We start from the raw sequence: 19,178 nt of genomic DNA, 5'->3' as shown, positions 1-19,178 counted from the left end.
TGGAGACGTTCGTTTTTAACGAAGCGGTGCCCGTGCACAGACACAGCAACTCATCGGCGAAGCGTTCTGCGATCAAATCCGCTGCCCGCCCGACGCGTCGATGCGTTGGCCGGTGATCCAGCCGCCGGCGTCCGACAGCAGAACCATCACCACGGCGGCGATGTCGCCGGTTTGGCCGAGCCGGCCGAGCGCGATGGTCTGGATCGCGGCGGCGGCGCGGGTCGGGTCCTTGTCGAGCGGGTTCATGTCGGTGACGGTGGCACCGGGCAGCACGGCGTTGACGGTGATGCCGCGCGGGCCGAGCTGCTTGGCGAGCACGATGCTCAGCGTCTCGAGCGCCGCCTTGGACGGCGCGTAGATGCTCATATCCGGAAACGCCGCGCGGGTGCCCATCGACGAGACGTTGACGATGCGGCCGCCGTCTTTGATGGCCGGGTGCAGCGCCCGCGTCAGGAAGAACGGCGCGCGGAAATTCACCGCGATCATGCGATCGAAGATGGCGTCGTCGACCTCGTCGATGCGGTAGCGCCCGCCATAGCCGGCATTGTTGACTAGAAGATCGAATTGGCGTGCGCCGGTGCGCTGCTCGACTTGGTCGAGAAAGGCCGTCGCCAGCGCGGCGGGGCCGCCGCGCTCGGACAGATCGGCCTGCAGCAGAAAGCCGTCGCCGCCGCCGGCCTTGATCGCCTCGAGCGTCTCCTGTGCCGCATCGGCGCCGCCGGCGTAGTGCACGCCGACCAGCGCGCCTTCGCGCGCCGCGGCGACTGCGATGGCGCGGCCGATGCCGCGGCTCGAGCCGGTGACCAGCGCGGTCTTGCCTGCCAGCGAGCCGCTCATGCGGCGGCATCCGCGGTGGAGGCCACCGACCAGCCGCCTGAGGCTTCGAGCTCCTTGGCTTCGCGGATCAGCGCCGCGCGGTCGATCTTGTTGGTGCCGGCCCACGGCAGATCGGCGACGAAGCTGACGCGGCGCGGATGCTGATAGGTCGGGCCGTTGCGCAGCGCGTAGGCCTTGATGTCCTCGGTGGTGGCGCTCTTGCCGTCGGCGAGCACCAGGAAGGCCACCGGCATCTGGCCGCGTTCTTCGTCGGCGAGCGGCACGACCGCGGCCTGGCGCACCGCCGGATGCGTCTCCAGCATCTTCTCGACGTCGCCCGGATAGATGTTTTCGCCGCCGCATACGAACATGTCGTCGGCGCGGCCGATAAAGTAATAGAAGCCGTCGGCATCGCGGCGCATCACGTCGCCGCTGTAGTACCAGCCGTCGCGGAACACCGAAGCGGTCTTCTCCGGCATGCCGCGATAGCGCGCCATCAGCGCCGGATTGCGCATCAGCAGCACGCCCTCGTCATCGCTGGGGCCATCGACCAGCTTCACCATCGACGGATCGATCGGATAGCCGATCGTCAGCGGCGGCGGTGCCTTGCCGCCCGGATGCGGCCCGAACACCGAGGGCCCGGCTTCCGTGGTGCCGTAGCCGTGGGTCAGCTGCGCGTGCGGAAACGCCGCCTGGATCTTGTCGGCCATGGCGCGGGTGATCGGCGCCGAAGCCAATGCCAGCCGCTTGAGCTTGCTGTAGTCGTTGACGGCGAGAAGATCGGGCTCGCGCAAGAGCCGCGCGAACATCGTCGGCACGGCAGTCACCGCGGTGACGCCATGATCCGCCAACGCCTGCAGATAGCGCCGGCCGTCGAAGCCGGGCATCAGCACCATGCTGGCGTTGCTTGCGAAGACGCTCTTGGCGCCGAACAGCCCGTTCATGTGGAACAGCGGCTGGGCGATGATGTAGACCTCGTCGCAGGCGTCGGCGCTGACGCCTTTGGCGGCGAGCGCCCACAGCTGGCTGTCGTGGCTGAGCTCGACACCCTTCGGCCGCCCGGTGGAGCCAGAGGTGTACAGGATTTGGCCGAGCTCGCCCGGCTGCGCCTCGACGGTTTCGAAGTCGCCCGGCACGATGCGCGTGGCAAAGCCGTCGGGTCCCACATCGTCGAAATCAAGAAACGCCAAGCCTTCGGGCAGCGAGGGACGCGACGCCGCATCGACGAAGGCAAACTTGGTATCGGAGTCGCGCAGCACGAAGTCGATGGTCTCCGCCGGCTGCTTGGTGTTGACCGGCAGCGCCACGAAGCCAGCGCGCATGATGCCGAAATACGCCGCGATGTACTCGGCACGGTTTAGTGACAGAATCGCGACCGTCGTTCCCCGCGCAAGGCCGAGCTTCGTCAGGTAGGACGCCACGCCGTTGGCGAGCCGGTCGATTTCGACATGGCTCCACACCCTTGGCTCAGCTGTCCGCAGATCGATGATCGCAGGGCGATCGAGATCGCGGGAGCGATCCACCAGATCGCCGAGGTTCTTCCATCGGAAGCTCATGCACGTGCTCCTACCTTATATTTTCCTTCAGCCTTGCGGCCGAGGGATGAAACCGATGCGCTTGCCGTGCTGGCGAGCTGATCGACGAGATCGTAGTGACAGGCCGCATTCCGGTTGTCGCCGAATGGCCGGAGAATAGGCCGTTCTTGCCGGCAGCGGTCGGTGACGAACGGGCAGCGGGTCGAGAATGCACAACCTTGCGGCAGATTGGCTGGGCTCGGCAGGTCGCCCTGTAGCACAAAGCGATTCCGGCTGCGCATGACGTGCGGATCGGCCACCGGCGCGGCGGCGAGCAACGCCTGCGTGTACGGATGCGCGGGGTGCTTCCAGATCGTCTCGGCCGAGCCGGTCTCGACGATCCGGCCGAGATACATCACGATCAACTTGTTGGCGATGTGCTGAACCATCGTCAGATCGTGCGAGATGAACAGATAGGACACGCCGAGCTTGTCCGACAGGTCCTGCAGCAGGTTGATCACCTGAGCCCGGATCGAGACGTCGAGCGCCGACACCGGCTCGTCGCAGATCACCAGCTTGGGCTTCAGCGCGAGCGCCCGGGCGATGCCGATGCGCTGCCGCTGGCCGCCGGAGAACTCATGCGGATAGCGCGATGCGGCGTCGGGCGATAAGCCGACCTGCCCCATCAGCTCGGACACCCGCGCTTTGATCGCCGCCTTGTCGTAGCCGGCGACCTGCAGCGGCTGCGCGATCAGATTGCCGACGGTGCGCCGCGGGTTGAGTGAATTGTGCGGGTCCTGGAAGATCATCTGCATCTTGGATCGGATCGGCCGCATCGCCGACGGCGACAGGCTGGTGATGTTCTGACCATCCAGCACGATCTGCCCGTCCGTCGCCGGGATCAGATGCATGATGGCTTTACCCAGCGTGGACTTGCCGCAACCCGATTCGCCGACGAGACCGACGGTCTCGCCTGGAGCGATGTCCAGGCTGACATCGTTCACCGCGTGGACGACGCCGGACGACGTCTTGTAGTCGACGACGAGGCTACGCACCGACAGAAGCGACATGGCGGTCCTCCATTTCGTCAGCCAGGAAACAGGCGGCCGCGTGTCCGGCGCCCTGTGAGATCAGCGCCGGCTGTTCGACGCGGCAGCGATCGAACACCAGCGGACAGCGATTGGCGAAGGCGCAGCCTTTCGGACGATCCGACAGGCCCGGCACGGTGCCAGGAATTTCCACCAGACGATGGCGCCGTTCGTCGCCCGGCTTCGGCGTCGCGCCGATTAGACCGCGGGTGTAGGGATGGCGCGGATCGTCGAACAACACGTCGACCGGCGCTTCCTCGGCGGTCTTGCCGGCGTACATCACGGTGACGCGGTCGGCGACGTCGGCGATCACGCCGAGATCGTGGGTGATGAAGATCATCCCCATTCGGGATTCGCGCTGGATCTCCTTCAAGAGCTCGATGATCTGCGCCTGGATGGTGACGTCGAGCGCCGTCGTCGGCTCGTCGGCAATCAGCAGCTTCGGCTCGCAGGCGATCGCCATGGCAATTACGACGCGCTGGTTCATGCCGCCGGATAGTTCGTGCGGATAGGCATCGAGCCGGCGCCGCGCGTCCGGAATGTGCACACGGTCCAGCAGTTGCAGCGCCCGCGCCTCGGCGGCGCGGCGATCGAGCCTGAAGTGGCGGCGCAGCACTTCGGCGAGCTGATAGCCCACCGTGTACACCGGATTGAGCGAGCTCATCGGGTCCTGGAAGATGATCCCGATCTCGCGGCCGCGCACCGCCTGCATCTTTGTGTCGCTCAGCTTGGTCAGATCGCGGCCTTCGAGCAGGATGGCGCCGCCGGTGATCTTGGCCGGCGGCATCGGCAAGAGGCCCATGATCGCCAGTGACGTCATCGACTTGCCGCAGCCGGATTCGCCGACCAGCCCGAGCGTCTCGCCGTGCCCGACGGTGAGCGAGAAGCGGTCGATCGCGCGCAGCACGCCGCGCCGGGTGAACAGGTCGACTTCGAGATCGCGGATTTCGAGCAGTGCCGCCATCTCAGCGGTCCCTCAGCTTGGGATTGAGCGCATCGTTGAGCCCGTCGCCGATCAGGTTCATCGCCAGCACGGTGAGCATGATCGCAACGCCGGGGATCGCGCAGATGTACCAGGAGCGGCGGATCAACGTGCGACCGTCGCCAATCAGCGCGCCCCAGCTCGCCACGTTCGGATCCCCGAGCCCCAGAAACGAAATCGCGCTCTCGAACAGGATCGAGCTGCCGATAATCACCGAGGCCAGCACGATCACCGGCGGAATGGCGTTGGGCAGGATCTCGGCCGCCATGATCCGGAGATTGCTCATGCCCATCGACCGGCACGCCAGCACGAACTCGCGGTTCTTTAAAGTGAGGAATTCGGCGCGCGTCATCCGGGCGATGCCGGGCCACATCGTCACGCCGATCGCCATGGTGATGTTGTCGATGGTCTGGCCGAGGATCGCCACCACCGTCATGATCAAGAGGATGTTCGGCACGGTCTGGAACAGCTCGGTGATCCGGGTCAGGATCTCGTCGATCCAGCCGCCGAACCACGCCGCCGCCGCGCCGATGACGACGCCGATCACGGTGGCGGTCAAGGCCGCCACGATGCCGATCATCAGCGTAGTGCGGGCGCCATAGGCCACCATGGCGAAGATGTTGCGACCAATCGAGTCGGTGCCGAGCGGGAAGCGCGGATTGGTGAACGGCCACACTTCCGGGCGCGACACGATGCGCAGCGGATTGGCATCGATCAGCCAGGGCGCGGCGAGCGCCAGCCCGAGCACCACGACGAGGATGATCATGCCGAGCAGCGCGCCGCGGTTACGGGCGAAGCGCACGGCAAACTCGGCAAACGCGGATCGATCTTTCATGATCATCGGCTCCGGATGCGCGGATCGAGCCGGTAGTAGGCAAGATCGACCAGCAGATTGGCGACGGCGACGACCACCGCCGACAGAACGAACACGCCCAGCACAACCGGGTAGTTGCGGCTCATCACGCTGTCGAGCATCAGGCTGCCGATGCCCGGCCAGGAGAACACCGCCTCGATCACCACCGAACCGCCGAGCACGGTGCCGAGTTGCAGGCCGAGCAGCGTCACCACCGGCAGCAGCGCGTTGCGGAACACGTGGGCCAGGATCACGCGGGTCTTGCTGAGGCCCTTGGCGCGCGCGGTGCGGACGAAGTCGAGCGAGAACACTTCGAGCATCGAAGCCCGCATCACTCGCGTGTAGATCGCGGCGTAGAACAGGCCGAGCGACAGCGCCGGCAGGATGAGGTGGCGGATCACGTCGACCACCTGCCCGACCGGCCCGAACTGCTCGCCGATTGTGGTCATGCCGCCGACCGGCAGCCAATCGAGATGCACGGCGAAGAAGATGATCAGCATGATGCCGAGCCAGAACGTCGGCGCGGCGAAGAAGAACACTGCGGCGAGCGAAATCACCACGTCCCAGGCGGTATTGACTTTCACGGAGGCGATCACGCCGGCGATCATGCCGAGCGTCACCGCCACGCCGAGCGACGTCAACATCAGCAGCAGCGTCGAGGGCAGCTGCGCCATGATGATGTCGAACACCGGCGCGTTCTGCCGATACGAATAGCCGAGATCGAAGCTGAACACCGACCAGGTGTAGCGCAGCAGCTGCACGATCGCCGGCTGATCGAGGCCGTAGAGGTGCTTGAGATGCTCCAGCGTCGCCGGGTCGGTGACCTGCTGCTCGGAGGTCATGATGTCGAGCAGCGATCCCGGCGCCATCTGGATGAGCGTGAAGTTCATCACGATGACGCCGAGGATGAGCGAGATGATCTGAAACAGTCGTCGTACGATCGAGCGTTTCATCACTTCATCTCCTCTGGGGTTCAGACGTCGAGCCAGGCGTCCGACAGGCTGTCCGCCGAAATATCGGCGCGGTTGCCGACACCCTTGACCTTCTTGGCCATCATCGTGGTCGGGATCAGCTCGACCAGGACGGTGATCGGCAGGTCGCGCGCCGCGATCTCCTGCAATTTGAAGGCCAAGTCCTTGCGCTTGGCCTCGTCGGTCTCGACCGACATCTTGGCAACGAGGTCGTCGACCTCGGGATTGGAATAGCCGGTGGCGTTGCGGAAGGCGGCGCCCTTCACGATGCCGCTGGTGGTGAGATAGTCGGTCTGCTGCGGAACCAGCTCGACCCGCGCCGCGTAGTTCGACAGCGCGATGTCGTAGTCGTAATCGCCGTAGATCTGCTTCAGCGAGGTCGCGCGATCCGGCACCGTCAGCGTCACCTCGACGCCGATGTCCTCGAGGTTCTGCTTCACGAACTGGCCGACCTTGCCGTTCTCCTCGAACCAGCCGGCGGCGAGCAGGTGCACCTTGAAGCGCGTCTTGCCCTTCTTCGGGTAGCCGGCGTCGTCGAGCATCTTGCCGGCCTTCTTGGCGTCGAACTCGTAATGCGGCAGCTTCGGATTGTAGAATTTCGTGTTGGTCGAGCTGACGAAGGAGGTGCCGGGCTTGGCGCGACCGAAATACACCACGTCCGCGATGGTCGCGCGGTCGATGGCGGTGAGCAGCGCACGGCGCACCGCCGGATCCTTGACGATGTCGCGGCGGCTGTTGAACTCGATCGTCGACGCCCAGGCGGCGCCGAGATAGCCGTCGGTCGAGGCGACGAACTTGCCGGACTTCGACAGCCGGTCGATGTCCGGCGTCGGGATCGGATTGAAGATACCGAGTTGCAGTTCGTCGGCTTCGAGCGCTGCGGTGCGCGACGCCGCGTCGCGCCAGTAGCGCATCACCAAACCGTTGAGATAGGGCTTTCCGGCGTCCCAATATTTGTCGTTGGCGGCGTATTCGATGTGGCTGCCGCGCACCCACTGCTTGAACTTGAACGGACCGGTGCCGATCGGTGCGTTGTTGGCAGGGTTGGTCGAGATCTCCGAGCCGTCATAGACGTGCTTGGGAATGACCAGTGAGGTCGCCAGCACCGACTTGAAGAAGAACTCCGGCGTCGGCTCGCTGAAGGTGACCCGAACCCCGTCCTCGGTCGCCTCGGCTCCGGAGACATTCTTCAGCGCCGCCTTGGCGATGGTCGGAAGCCAGTATTTGTTGATGCTGAACACGACGTCGTCAGCGGTGAACGGCTTGCCGTCGTGCCACGTCACGCCTTTGCGCAGAACAATGTCGTAGGACTTGAAGTCTGCCGACGGTTTGACGTCGGTGGCGAGTACCGGGAGAAAGCCCGCCTTGCTATCCTGGCGCAGGAGCGGCTCGAGGATCTTGGTGGAGCTGATCAGCGGGCTGGAGCCGCCGCCGCCGGGAACGAACACCGCCTGCGGCTCGAATCCGCCCCAGGTCGCGACCAGCACGCCGCCCTTCTTCGGCGTTCCCTGCGCGGACGCAGCGGATGGAAATCCAAGTGAGGTGCCGGCTGCAATCGCCGCAAGGGCGGACGTACCAAGAAATACGCGTCTGTTGATGGTGCTGGTCATCTCGAACCTCGATCCCGAACTGGTGAAAATTGTCAGTTGGTCCGCCGAGCTTGGCTCGGCGGAGATGCTGTGAAGATCAGTTACCCGACGCGGGAATCGCGTAGGTCCCGCGCCCGATCGCGACCAGGGCGCCCTTGTCGTTGAGCAGATCGACGTCGGCGACGCCCACGGTGCGGCCGATCCGGCGAACGGTGGCCTTGGCGACCAGTCCCGTGTCGACGGCAGGGCGCAGATAGTCGACCCGGAAGTTGATCGTCGGGATGCCGCCGCCGACCATCATGGCGATCGCGAAATCACCGACGGTGTCGATGATCGAGGCGAGCGGGCCGCCGTGCCATTGCTTGGTGCCCGGCCCGCGCTCGAACTCCGCGCGAAACGGCGCATACATCGTCAGCACCTGCTGCTCGAGGTCGAGCTCCGTTACCTTGAGCTGGCAGAACGCGATGAACGGCGAATTCTCGACCATCGCCTGCAGTTCGGCGACGCCGAGCGTCTTGGCCGCAGCGCTCATGGAGTCACCACGAGCTTGCCGAGCACCTTGCGATCCTCGAGCACGCCCATAGCCTCGATCGCGTCCTTGAGCGGGAAGGTGCGGTCGATCACGGCCTTCATCTTGCCGGCGCGGATCAGTTCAAACAGCTTGAGAATATCCTCGCGCTCCCAGCCGTTCGATCCGAGGATTTGCAGTTCGAAGGTCCAGATGAAACGGATGTCCTCCTTCGGATCGTACCCCGCGGTGGCGCCGCAGGTCACCAGCCGCCCGCCTTTGCGCAGGCACTTCAGCGAGGGCACCCAGGTGTCGCCGCCGGTGAAGTTGACCACCATGTCGACGCCGGCCCCCTTCGCGGCCTTGCCGGAGCGCGCCTTGCCGTGGCGCGTGCGGCATTCCTGCATGAAGTCGACTTCGTTGTAGAGAATGATCTCGTCGGCGCCGATCTCGGTGAGGCGCTTGCCCTTCTCGGCCGAGCCGGCGCAGGCGATCACATAGGCGCCGGCCGCTTTGGCCAGCTGCACGCAGCAGATGCCGACGCCACCGGACGCGCCGAGGATCAGCACCTTTTCGCCGGCCGAAACATTGCCGATGGTGGTCATCATGCGCAGCGCGGTGCCGTAGGCCACCGGCAGGCTCGCCGCCTGTTCGAACGTGATGTCGTCGGGCAGCGCGATCAGCTGATGCGCGCGCGTGACGCAAAGTTCGGCGAGGCCACCGTTGCGGGTTTCGCCCATCAGGCCGCCTTCGACGCGGTTGATCGGATCGATCAGCACGCGATCGCCGACCTTCCAGCCTTCGACGCCGGCGCCGAGCGCGACGATCTCACCGGCGATGTCGATGCCCATGATGATCGGCATCGGAATGCGGATGCCGGGCATGCCGCGGCGGGTGAAGATGTCGTGATAGTTGTACGACGTCGCCTTGACCTTGATCAGCACGTCGCCTTCGCCGGGCTCCGGATTGGCGAAATCCTCGACATACTCCATTTGGTCGAGACCGCCGTGGTCACGAAGCAGCACTGCACGCATTCATCTCTCCTTTTTCGTTTTTGTGTGTTGCGGCGCTCGGCGCCGGGGGCGTTAGTTTCGATTATTCGGAAAACTCGATGACGACGCCGAAGCTGTGGGCCGGCCCGACCCGCAGCCGGCCATCGCTTGCGGTGAACGGCACGCCGCCGGCCTGCAGCGCTTGGTCGGTTTGCGCGAGCGATGCGGTCTTGAAGCCGAGCCCGATCATCTGCGTCTTGCCGGCTTCCGGCAGCGGCGCGTCGGCACCGTAGCGCTGCTGTGCCGCCTCACGCGTCAGCGCAATGACGCGCGCTTCCGCGGCGTCGAAGCCATAGCTGCCGGAGATTTCTTGCAGCAGCCCGGGGCCGAACATGCCCTCGAACAGGCCGAGCGCCGCCTGCGGATCGTCGCCGCAGAATACGAATTCGGAGATGTTCTGCACGCCGTTGGGATGGCTTTGCCATTCCGGACGCCACACCAGTTCGGGCGTCTTGTGATGACAGAAGAACGTCCGGCCATAGTCGAAGCCGAGCTTCGGCAGATGTAGCACCGTGAAGGCGGCATCGAACGTTCCCGCATCGGTCTCTACCGGCCGCACGAAGTCGAGCGGCGTCTCTGGCGTCACGCCCGCGTGCTCGGCGTTGAGCTGCGCGCGCGCCGGATCCGGGCAGCGCCAGACGATGCCGGACAGACCTTTGGGATCGTGCCACTGCTCGGGACGCTGCTGCTTCTTGCCGGGTTCGTAGCCCAGCAGCTCGAGATAGTTGTTCTTGAAGATTGCCAGATTGTTGGATGACCCCAGCGAATGGTGGCCGCGCGGCGTCAGATGGAATCCGAGGGCCTGATAGGCCGCCGCAGCTTCATCAAGCTCACCGTGGACGAGCACAATGACGTGGTCGAGCTCGGCGGGCAGTCCGCGCTGATGACCCTGCTCTGCGTCAATCATTCGACTTCCTTGTTCTTGTTGCCTGGATGCCCAGGGAGACGTCTTGACTTGCATGCCGCTGGCAAACTTGGATGCCCCGGACCGAAGGTCGCCGAGGTATCGCAAAAAAACGAGCGAAGCGGCTCACTAAATTTGCCCGCGTTCCTGGGCGGACGGTCTCTGGGCGCTGCATTTTTCAGAATGTCCTTCTTCGGCTCACGGCGTTCAGGACAGTGGCAGACGCTGGCGGACCAGCGTCGTCCAATACGAGCAGCCCCACGGGATCACCTCGTCGTTGAAATCGAACTTCGGATGATGGAGCGGCGCGCTGTCGCCGTTGCCGATCATGATCATCGCGCCAGGCCGTTCATTCAGCATGAAGGCAAAGTCTTCGCCGCCAAGCGTCGGCACCATGGCCGCGTCGACCTGAGCGGCGCCGGCCACCTCGCCGGCCGCCGCCACCGCGCGGTCGACGCCGACCTCTGAGTTGGTCATTACCGGATAGTGCCGCAGGTACGACAACGTACCGATGGCGCCAAACCCGGCCGCGATGCTTTCGGTGAGATCGCGCAGCCGCTGCTCGACCATGTCGCGGGTCGGCTCGTTTAGCGTGCGAACCGTGCCGCGCAGCGTCACGGTCTGCGGAATGACGTTGAACGCATCGCCGGCGGCCATCTGGGTGATCGAGATGACCGCGGACTGCAGCGGATCGAGATTGCGCGCGACGATGGCCTGCGTGGCCTGGATCAGCGATGCGGCAATCACCACCGGATCGATCGTGGCATGCGGCTGGGCGGCGTGGCCGCCGCGGCCCTCGATGGTGATGATGATTTCGTCGACCGAGCCCATCTGCGCGCCGGGGCCGGTTGCAAACGTGCCCAGGGCGAGGCCCGGACGATTGTGCATGCCGTAGAATTCCTGGATCGGAAAGCGCTGCAGCAGGCCGTCATCGAGCATCGCCTTGGCGCCGGCGCCGCCTTCTTCGGCGGGCTGGAAGATCAGCGCAACGCCGCCATCGAAAGCGCGGCTCTCGACCAGACCCAACGCCGCCCCCAGCAGCATGGTGGTGTGACCGTCATGGCCGCAGGCGTGCATCTTGCCGGGGACTTGCGAGGCCCATTCTGCGCCAGTTGCCTCGAGAATGGGCAATGCGTCCATATCGGCGCGCAGCCCAATCATCCGGCCGGAACTACGCGACTGTCCGTAGATGATTCCGACAACGCCGGTGCCGCCGATGCCTTCGTGCACTTCGTCGACGCCGGCTTCGCGCAATCGCGCGGCGACCCGCTGCGCGGTGCGATGAACGTCGTAGAGCAGCTCGGGGTTGCGATGCAGGTCGTGACGAAACTCCTTGAGTTCGTCCAGATAGCGCGAGGTCCAGTTCTCAATCGGCATCGGGCGGTTCCTAAGATTTGCCAATCATAGCGGGGTCGTGGTCATGCGCGGGCTTCGCTGGCAGGGCGCACGCGCTCTGTCGGCCCGCTCGCACATTCAAATCCTGCGCCATCGTATGGCATCTCGAAGATGCCGGAGTCGAGAAAGCGCTCGATCGCCGCGACATAAGGCGCGATGTCGATATCTTGCTCCTGCAACCACGCGTCGTTGTAGTACGTGTCCGAATAGCGCTCGCCATCGTCGCACAGCACAGTGACGAGTGATCCCGATCGTTTCTCGCGCAGCATTGCGGCCGCACACCAGCACAGTCCTATGAAGTTGGCACCGGTCGAGCCGCCGACGCGATGCGACAGCCTTGAGGTCAGCACCCGCGCCGCAGCGATCGACGCGGCATCGGGGACCTGCATCATCTGATCGATCACGCTCGGCACGAAGGACGGCTCGACGCGCGGGCGCCCGACGCCTTCGATGCGTGAGCCGCGGACGCAATTCGCCGTGCGGCTGCGCGACTTATAGGCTTCGAAGAAGCACGAATTCTCCACATCCACGCCGCACAGCCGCGTCTTCTGCCGGCTAAAGCGGATGTAGCGGCCGATCGTCGCAGAGGTCCCGCCCGTGCCGGTGCTCATCACGATCCATTCGGGCACGGGATGAGGCTCTCCGGCCATCTGCTTGAAGATGCTCTCGGCAATATTGCCGGTGCGCCAGTCAATGGCGCGCTCGGCGTAGGTGAACTGGTCGAGATACAAACCGCCCAACTCGGCGGCGATCGTCTGCGCAGCGCCATAGACTTCCGACGACCGGTCGACGAAGTGACATCGGCCGCCAAACCGCTCGATCGCCGTTACCTTCTGCCGCGAAGTCGAACGCGGCACCACCGCAATGAAAGGCAGGCCGAGCAGCTCGGCGAAATATGCTTCGGAAACGGCCGTCGACCCCGACGACGCTTCAACCAACGCGGTGCCCGGTCCGATCAGACCGTTGCACAGCCCGAACAGGATCAGCGACCGCGCCATGCGATGCTTGAGGCTGCCGGTCGGGTGCGTGCTTTCGTCCTTGAAATACACGTCGATGCCGTCGAGTCCGGGAAAGCGAAGCTTGAACAGATGCGTGTCGGCCGAGCGCCGTGCCTCCGCTTCGAGGATATCGATCGCGTTTCGTACCCATTCCTGCTCGGCCATTTCTCCGCCGAACAGACTCAAGACCGGCTTCGGCTCCGCCGGAAGATTCCGCGCCGTCGCAACCTGAATAGTCGTCATCAATTCACGTACCCCGCGCGCCGTGGAAACAGCCGGACAGACGCGACGTCTGTGTCCGCCTCCTGCACCAGCGACGACCCGGCACGCCTGATCACCGCCCGACGTGCGCGCCTTGGATGTCGCGGCGGACGTCTAGGAGTGAGATTATTAGTTGAAACAGCAAAAAAATTCACATATTTCACCCCGGTCTTAGTGTGTTTTGAGGAATTTGACCCAATCATGCCCCATAAAATCGATCAAATTGACCTTCGCATTCTGGCCGCCATGCAAGCCGACTCCTCGCGCTCGCAACGCGAACTCGCGGACGAAGTCGGGCTATCGCAAAATGCATTTTGGCGGCGACTGAAGGCGCTCGAAGCAAGCGGCGCGATCACCGGCTACGGCGCGCGCGTGTCAGCGGAGGCCGTCGGCGTGCCGATGACGGTGTTCGTGATGGTGCGGACAAGGCGGCATTCCGCCGAATGGCTCAAACGCTTTCGAGCGCAGATCGAATCGATTTCGGAAATCGTGGCCTTCTATCGGATCAGCGGTGATTTCGACTACATGCTGAAGATCGCCGCCCGTGACATGAGCAACTACGACAAGGTTTATCAGACCATCATCAACAAGACCGAGCTGGAAACCGTCACGTCGTATTTCTCGATGGAAGCCATCATCGACGGCCGCCCGCTTCCGATCGGGCGTTGAGGCAGGCTGGCGCGTCGTGTGCGGCTCGCCAGGCCGATGCGGTACGCAAGAAAAACCAGTCATTCCGGCCCGCTAACTTGGCGAGATCGCAGCCCGCTGAGTTCAAAGCAGGCGGGCTCGTCGATGCCCCGACGGCTTTCTCGCCTTCGGCGCCGACCGCCATGCAGCGCAAAGCAAAGTTCGAACTCGGGCGTCGACAATCGCCGCGAACAACCACGTTGACATACCCAAGGCACATTATACATTGCCATTTCCATCATAAACTAAATAGTATTTTATTTTGGGAACCCGATGCCATCAGACCCTATGCCTGTTGCGAGCACGTCGACGACTTCCAAAGCGGGCCAAGGGTCTGAAAAGCCATCATCATCGAACGCGAAGTTCACGCCGAGTTCGGCAGATACGATCGTCATCAACGGCCGCTTCCTGACGATGGATGCCGCGTCCTCGACTGCTGACGCCGTCGCCATCCGCAACGGCCGCTTCATTGCCGTAGGCACAGAGAAGGACGTTCGGAAATTTGCGAATTCGTCGACGCAGGTGCTCGATGCCGGCGGCGGCATCGTCGTGCCCGGTCTAATCGATACCCACGCCCATGTCGAAGCGGCCGGCCTGTTGAACTATACGGTGTCGTTCGACGGCGTCGGCAGCGTCGATGAGGCGCTGGCGCGTATCGCCGAAATGGCGGGGCGCACCCCGGCCGGCGAATGGATCCGCGGCCGGATGTGGCACCCGATGGCGCAGCTCAAAGAGAAGCGCTTCCTGACGCGGCAGGAGATCGACAGCGTCGCCTCCGAGCATCCGGTGTGCCTGCCGGTCGGGCACTTCACGCTGTGCAACAGCCTGGCGCTGCAGCTCGCCGGCATCGACCGCAATACGCCGAACCCGGATGGCGGCGAAATCCATCACGACGAAGCCGGCGAGCCGACCGGCGTACTCGAAGAAAACGCCGAGGACCTGGTGCAGGACCTGCTGCCGGGCTGGTCACGCGAGGTGCGCACCAGCCAGATCAAGCAGGCGATGGCGTATTTCAACAGCTTCGGCATCACCAGCGCGATCAGCGCGCGGGTCGATCCGCCGGACATGCGCATCCACCAGATGATCGCCAAGTCCGGCGAGGCGACGCTGCGTATCAGCGCGATGTATGCGCCGACCGGCGGCCTCAACCCGACGATGACCGAACAGCGATGGGAAGAGCTACTATCGAAGATGGGGGTATACTCCGACTTCGGCGACGAATGGCTGTCGTTCTCCGGGCTGAAGATGCAGGTCGACGGCGGCATGACGCTGCGCACCGCCGACATGCGCGAGGCCTATCCGGGCCAGCCCGGCTATCACGGCACGGTCGTGGTGACGCAGGACAAGCTCAACCGCATGGTGGCGATCGCCAATCGCTACGGCTGGCGCGTCGGCACTCACGCGGTCGGCGACGGCGCCGTCGACAAGGTGCTGGACGCCTACGCCTATGCGGATCGCGAGGAGTCGATCAAGGACCGCCGCTTCATCGTCATCCACGGCAGCCTGATGCAGCCCGATCAGATGGACCGCGCGAAGGCGATGGGCGTGCGCGTCGATACGCAGAGTGCGTTCCTGTGGGACAAGGCCGCGACTATCGCCCGGCATCTCGGCAAGGCCACCGCCGACCGCGCCATCCCGCTGCGCTCGATGATCGACCACATGGGCCTCGACATGGTGGCGCAGGGCACCGACTACCCGATCAATCTGCTGAGCCCGTTCGTCAACATGTCGGTGGCGATCACCCGCAAGGACAAAAACGGCGACGTCTACGGCGCCGAGCAGGCAGTCAGCCGCGAGGAAGCGCTGCGGCTCTACACCAGCGCCGCGTCGCGCTACGCCTTCGCCGAGCACCTCACCGGCTCGATCGAAGTCGGCAAGCTCGCCGACCTCGCCTTCCTGTCCGCCGACCCGCTCACCGTCGCCGAGGACGAGATCAAGTCGATCGTCGCGCTGAAGACCATGGTGGACGGCCGCATCGTGTACGAGCGGAGCGCCTGATGGCCGCCCGCGTCGGGCTGCGCAGCGTTCGGAAGATCTTCGGCGACGCCGGACACGAACTCGTCGCCATCGAGGGCGTCACGCTCGACGTCGAGCGCGGCGAATTCCTCGCCATCGTCGGCCCGTCCGGTTGCGGCAAGTCGACCTTGCTCAAGATCATCGCCGGGCTGATGCCGGCGAGCGCCGGTGCCGTCGAGGAAAGCGGCCGCAAGGTCACCGCGCCGCCGGCCGGCTTCGTCTATCTGTTCCAGCAATACTCGCGCTCGCTGTTCGCCTGGCGCACCGTGCTGGCCAACGTCATGTTTCCGCTGGAGCAGCGCAAGGGCACCGACCGCGCCACCACGCGCGAGCTGTGCCGCCGTTATCTCACGCAGGTCGGCCTCGCCGGCTTCGAAGACAAGTATCCGTGGCAATTGTCCGGCGGCATGCAGCAGCGCGTCGCGATCGCCCGCGCGCTGGCGGCGGAGCCCGACGTATTGTTGCTCGACGAGCCGTTCAGCGCCGTCGACGCGCTGACGCGGATGGAATTGCAGACGCTGGTGCTCGACCTGTGCCGACAGAACGGCTTCACCGCCATTCTGGTGACGCACGATGTCGAAGAGGCGGTGTTCATGGCGGACCGCGTCGCGGTGCTGACGCAGCGCCCGACCCGCGTCGCCGAGATCGTGCCGGTCGACTTACCCCGACCTCGGCATCAGATCTCGACGCGGGAAACCGTCGAGTTTCTCCGCCTGCGCCATCATCTGATGAGTTCGCTGCTCGGCGATGCGGCTAGCGCGCTATGAAAGCCCGCGCCGTCCCGCTGCTGGTCGGATTGTTATCGCTGGCTGCCGCCATCGCTTTGTGGGAAGCAGCGTCGCTGTTTCGGCTGGCGAGCCCGGCCTTCCTGCCACCGCCCTCCTCAGTTGCGCGCGCGTTCGTCGAACTTGTGCAGGACGGTGAAGTATGGCGGCAATTGCTCCGCACCGCCGGGCTGTTCGTCGGTGCGTACGCAATCGCCTGCGCGCTCGGGATCACAGTTGGCATCTGGATGGGCTGCAGCGAATTCGCCGACGGCCTGCTCGAGCCGCTGGTCGAGCTGCTGCGGCCGATCCCGAAATCGGCGCTGGTGCCGGCGCTGTTCTTGTTCCTCGGCATCGGCCCGCTGACCATGGTGACGGTCGTCGTGTTCGCCGCAGTGTTTCCGGTGCTGATCAACGTCTATCAGGGCGTACGCGGGCTCGATCCGGTGCTGCAGGACACCGCGCGCACGTTTGGCTGTTCGCGCTGGCGCACTATCCGCTCGGTGGTGCTGCCGGCCACGCTGCCGGCGATCTTCACCGGGATGAAGGTGTCGCTCAGCCTCGGCATCGTGCTCACTGTGCTGGCCGAAATGCTCGCCGGCCAGAGCGGCCTCGGCTTCGTCATTCTCGACACGCAGCGCTCGTTCCAGACCGCACAGATGTACGCCTGGGTGATGGTGCTGGCGGCGTTCGGCGCCGCCTGCAGCCTGGCATTCGACCGCATCGAGCGCGTGGCAATTCCCTGGCACGGCCGCTAGGCCGCATCGATCAGCAAAGGAGAAGCGGATGAAGTTTCGAACCCTGAAGTCGCTGGTGCTCGGCCTCGCCGCGAGCAGTCTGATCGTCTCGGCCGCGATGCTGCCGGCGCATGCGGCCGAGAAGCTGCGCGTCAGCATCATCCCGATCAACGACGTGACGCCGCTATTCGCAGCAATCAAGAACGGTTACTTCGCCGAAGAAGGCCTCGAGGTCGACACCGCGCCGTCGTCCGGCGGCGCCGCCGGCATCCCGGGTCTGGTCGCCGGCTCCTACGACATCGTCTATGGCAACGTCGTGTCGATGCTGCTCGCCACCCAGCAGGGCATCGACATCCGCGTCGTCGCGCCGGGGACCAAGATCGAAACCGCCGAGAACGACACCTCGGCGATGGTGGTCCGCGCCGACAGCGGCATCACCTCGGGCAAGGATCTCGAAGGCAAGAGCGTCGGCGTCAACACCCGCAACAACGTCATCTGGCTGTACGCCCGGGCCTGGATCAAGCAGACCGGCGGCGACCCCGACAAGGTCACCTATCGCGAGGTGCCGCATCCGCAGATGGAAGACGCGCTGCGTCAGAAGCAGGTCGACGCCGGCTATATGGTGATCCCCTACGTGGCGCTTGCCACGGCGAAGCCCGAGTTCAAGTCGGTTGGTCATCCCTACAGCGCGGTGCAGCTCGGCGTCGACGTCGGCCAATATCTGACCACGTCGAAATTTCTCGCCGACAAGCCGGAGACGGCTGCAAAATTCTTGCGCGCGCTGCGCCGCGGCGTCGAATGGTACAACGCTAATCGCGGCAAGCCCGAGCTGTTGGAGATCGTGTCCGGCTTCACCAAGATCGACGTCGAGCTCTTGAAGAAGGTGAAGATGTCGCCCTCGCCGCTCAAGGTCGATCCGGATCAGATCGAGAAGACGATGAAGCTGATGATCGACAACAAACTGCTGCGCGCGCCGATCGACGTCAAACCGCTGCTGTTCCCGCAGGCGCTATGACCGCTGTGGAGACGACGCCGCTGGACAACGGAACGTCGGCGGCGCCGGCGGCCGCACCGGGCGCCACGCTGCGCGTGGTGCGGCGGCTGCGCGGCGTGCTGCTGATCGCGGCGCTGCTGGCGCTGTGGGAAGCGTCGGCGCGGTTCGGCTGGGCCAACAGTTCGAACTGGCCGCCGGTCAGCGGCGTCGTCGTCGCCTTGGTGCAAGGCTGGTCGTCCGGCGAATTGGCGGCGCTGGTGGCGTCGACGCTGAAGCGGATGCTGACCGGCTTCGCGTTCGGCTGCGCCGCGGGCGTCACGCTCGGCGCGCTGCTCGGCATCAGCCGCTGGGCCCGCTACACGCTGAAGCCGCTGATCGAAGTGATCCGGCCGATCCCGGCGCCGGCGATCGTGCCGATCCTGATCCTGTTTCTCGGCGTCGACGATCTCTTGAAGATCGTGGTGATCGCGCTCGCCTGTTTCTTTCCGGTGTTCCTCAATACGCTGGCCGGCATCGCCGGCGTCGATTCGGTACTGATCGAAACCGCGCGGACCTTCCGCATCGGCCGCCTGCGCACGCTGCTGCAGGTGATCCTGCCCGCCGCGACGCCGATGATCGCCGCCGGCATGCGCATCGCCATCGGCATCGCGCTGGTCGTCACCGTGATCTCGGAAATGATCGCCGGCTCCGCCGGCCTCGGCTATTACATCGTGCAGATGCAATACGCGCTGAAACCGGAGCCGATGTACGCCGCCGTCATCAGCATCTCGGCCGCCGGCTATCTGCTCAACCGGCTGTTCGTCCTGCTTGAGCGCTGGTGGCTGCCCTGGGTCGGAAGGTGAGCTGAGGTCCCGCCCCACCCCCCGTCATTCCGGGGCGCTCGCCCTTGCGAGCGAACCCGGAATCCCGAAATTGTGGAAACGCCGGAGTCGCAAAACGCATCGAGATTCCGGGTTCGCGCTGCGCGCGCCCCGGAATGATGGGGTGGACGGCCCCCGAACGGCATCGATGTGCCAGACTGAGGTTGTCGTAACTTCAGACGAGGGAGC

General features: G+C 64.8%; 19 protein-coding genes. 6 read left to right on the top strand and 13 right to left on the bottom strand.

Annotated elements, in window-relative coordinates; genetic code table 11:
• Nucleotides 1-72 precede the first annotated feature (72 nt).
• The 12 genes from D4Q52_RS05015 to D4Q52_RS04960 all read right to left on the bottom strand — a co-directional run bounded on the left by D4Q52_RS05015 (nt 73) and on the right by D4Q52_RS04960 (nt 12,913).
• Nucleotides 73-837 (bottom strand): SDR family oxidoreductase, encoded by a 765-nt coding sequence (locus tag D4Q52_RS05015; protein ID WP_119855458.1) that lies wholly within the window; start codon nt 835-837, stop codon nt 73-75.
• Nucleotides 834-2,372, bottom strand: coding sequence for a class I adenylate-forming enzyme family protein (locus D4Q52_RS05010; RefSeq protein ID WP_119855457.1), 1,539 nt, complete (start codon nt 2,370-2,372; stop codon nt 834-836). The genes D4Q52_RS05015 and D4Q52_RS05010 overlap by 4 nt, the downstream gene beginning before the upstream one ends.
• Nucleotides 2,369-3,400, bottom strand: coding sequence for an ABC transporter ATP-binding protein (locus tag D4Q52_RS05005; RefSeq protein ID WP_119855456.1), 1,032 nt, complete (start codon nt 3,398-3,400; stop codon nt 2,369-2,371). Before D4Q52_RS05005 ends, D4Q52_RS05010 begins: the two co-directional genes overlap by 4 nt.
• Nucleotides 3,378-4,382 (bottom strand): ABC transporter ATP-binding protein, encoded by a 1,005-nt coding sequence (locus D4Q52_RS05000; protein WP_119855455.1) that lies wholly within the window; start codon nt 4,380-4,382, stop codon nt 3,378-3,380. The genes D4Q52_RS05005 and D4Q52_RS05000 overlap by 23 nt, the downstream gene beginning before the upstream one ends.
• A gap of 1 nt (nt 4,383) precedes the next feature.
• Nucleotides 4,384-5,235 (bottom strand): ABC transporter permease, encoded by an 852-nt coding sequence (locus D4Q52_RS04995; RefSeq protein ID WP_119855656.1) that lies wholly within the window; start codon nt 5,233-5,235, stop codon nt 4,384-4,386.
• Between the two features lie 2 nt (nt 5,236-5,237).
• A complete protein-coding gene (locus tag D4Q52_RS04990; RefSeq protein WP_119855454.1) occupies nt 5,238-6,206 on the bottom strand; it encodes an ABC transporter permease in 969 nt (322 codons plus the stop codon).
• Nucleotides 6,207-6,226: 20 nt separating this feature from the next.
• Entirely contained in the window at nt 6,227-7,834 is a 1,608-nt protein-coding gene (locus D4Q52_RS04985) for an ABC transporter substrate-binding protein (protein ID WP_119855453.1), read from the bottom strand.
• Between the two features lie 76 nt (nt 7,835-7,910).
• A complete protein-coding gene (locus D4Q52_RS04980; RefSeq protein ID WP_119855452.1) occupies nt 7,911-8,345 on the bottom strand; it encodes a PaaI family thioesterase in 435 nt (144 codons plus the stop codon).
• On the bottom strand, nt 8,342-9,355 hold the full coding sequence (locus tag D4Q52_RS04975) for a quinone oxidoreductase family protein (RefSeq protein ID WP_119855451.1): 1,014 nt from the start codon (nt 9,353-9,355) through the stop codon (nt 8,342-8,344). The genes D4Q52_RS04980 and D4Q52_RS04975 overlap by 4 nt, the downstream gene beginning before the upstream one ends.
• Before the next feature lie 61 nt (nt 9,356-9,416).
• Complete coding sequence (locus D4Q52_RS04970; protein ID WP_119855450.1) at nt 9,417-10,280, bottom strand: VOC family protein; 864 nt, start codon at nt 10,278-10,280, stop codon at nt 9,417-9,419.
• A gap of 204 nt (nt 10,281-10,484) precedes the next feature.
• Complete coding sequence (locus D4Q52_RS04965; protein WP_119855449.1) at nt 10,485-11,654, bottom strand: M20 aminoacylase family protein; 1,170 nt, start codon at nt 11,652-11,654, stop codon at nt 10,485-10,487.
• A 41-nt stretch (nt 11,655-11,695) separates the two neighbouring features.
• Complete coding sequence (locus tag D4Q52_RS04960) at nt 11,696-12,913, bottom strand: PLP-dependent cysteine synthase family protein (protein WP_119855448.1); 1,218 nt, start codon at nt 12,911-12,913, stop codon at nt 11,696-11,698.
• Between the two features lie 51 nt (nt 12,914-12,964).
• On the opposite strand from D4Q52_RS04960, the gene D4Q52_RS04955 reads away from it, so the two are divergent.
• Nucleotides 12,965-13,600: an Lrp/AsnC family transcriptional regulator gene (locus D4Q52_RS04955; protein ID WP_349627405.1), complete on the top strand. Its 636-nt coding sequence runs from the start codon at nt 12,965-12,967 to the stop codon at nt 13,598-13,600.
• A gap of 275 nt (nt 13,601-13,875) precedes the next feature.
• Here D4Q52_RS04955 and D4Q52_RS26710 read toward each other — a convergent pair whose 3' ends face one another.
• Nucleotides 13,876-14,013, bottom strand: coding sequence for a hypothetical protein (locus D4Q52_RS26710; RefSeq protein ID WP_234831071.1), 138 nt, complete (start codon nt 14,011-14,013; stop codon nt 13,876-13,878).
• 19 nt (nt 14,014-14,032) lie between these two features.
• Between D4Q52_RS26710 and D4Q52_RS04950 the strand changes: the two genes are divergently transcribed.
• The 5 genes from D4Q52_RS04950 to D4Q52_RS04930 are packed head-to-tail and all read left to right on the top strand — an operon-like array spanning nt 14,033 to nt 18,971.
• Nucleotides 14,033-15,616 (top strand): amidohydrolase, encoded by a 1,584-nt coding sequence (locus tag D4Q52_RS04950; protein WP_234831070.1) that lies wholly within the window; start codon nt 14,033-14,035, stop codon nt 15,614-15,616.
• Nucleotides 15,616-16,401, top strand: a complete 786-nt coding sequence (locus tag D4Q52_RS04945; RefSeq protein ID WP_119855445.1) for an ABC transporter ATP-binding protein — start codon at nt 15,616-15,618, stop codon at nt 16,399-16,401. The genes D4Q52_RS04950 and D4Q52_RS04945 overlap by 1 nt, the downstream gene beginning before the upstream one ends.
• Nucleotides 16,398-17,156, top strand: a complete 759-nt coding sequence (locus tag D4Q52_RS04940) for an ABC transporter permease (protein WP_119855444.1) — start codon at nt 16,398-16,400, stop codon at nt 17,154-17,156. The genes D4Q52_RS04945 and D4Q52_RS04940 overlap by 4 nt, the downstream gene beginning before the upstream one ends.
• A 28-nt stretch (nt 17,157-17,184) precedes the next feature.
• Nucleotides 17,185-18,150 (top strand): ABC transporter substrate-binding protein, encoded by a 966-nt coding sequence (locus tag D4Q52_RS04935; protein ID WP_119855443.1) that lies wholly within the window; start codon nt 17,185-17,187, stop codon nt 18,148-18,150.
• A complete protein-coding gene (locus D4Q52_RS04930) occupies nt 18,147-18,971 on the top strand; it encodes an ABC transporter permease (protein ID WP_119855442.1) in 825 nt (274 codons plus the stop codon). Before D4Q52_RS04935 ends, D4Q52_RS04930 begins: the two co-directional genes overlap by 4 nt.
• Nucleotides 18,972-19,178 lie beyond the last annotated feature (207 nt).

Source organism: Rhodopseudomonas palustris, from assembly GCF_003591005.1.
GTDB lineage: Bacteria > Pseudomonadota > Alphaproteobacteria > Rhizobiales > Xanthobacteraceae > Rhodopseudomonas > Rhodopseudomonas palustris_K.
Note: the sequence above shows the minus strand (reverse complement) of the source record. Positions and strands in the feature narration are given on the sequence as shown.